This is a genomic window from Paenibacillus sp. GbtcB18, from assembly GCF_019091125.1.
GTDB lineage: Bacteria > Bacillota > Bacilli > Paenibacillales > NBRC-103111 > Paenibacillus_F > Paenibacillus_F chitinolyticus.
This window is the reverse complement of record NZ_JAGXJX010000510.1, coordinates 1-259: the sequence shown is the minus strand read 5'-3', so window position 1 is coordinate 259 and position 259 is coordinate 1. Positions and strand designations below refer to the sequence as shown.

The window sequence follows — 259 nt, the reverse complement described above, 5'->3', positions numbered from 1 at the left end:
CATACTAATATTAAGAACCTGTTCTACACCGCCTGCCACCCGGAGTTTCGTAACCGCTGGCAAAAAGGAATAAAAGCCGTACATGATGTAGATCATAAGCTGCCTGGCATCGGCAACCGTTACCGTTATGAGCTGGAAAAAGGAGAGCGTATGGTATATGTTAGCAGCTTTGCCTATAACCCGGATGAAAGTATTGTGCTCACTGAAACCGACGCAAATAAGAAAAGCTCCCTTCATTTCTTTATGGAAAAGATGGATG

The 259-nt window shown here is 44.0% G+C and carries 1 protein-coding gene; it reads left to right on the top strand.

The genetic code is table 11. The features are described 5' to 3' along the window. Positions 1 to 259: hypothetical protein (locus tag KVT34_RS30505; RefSeq protein ID WP_217563321.1), on the top strand; the 259-nt coding region annotated here is incomplete at both ends.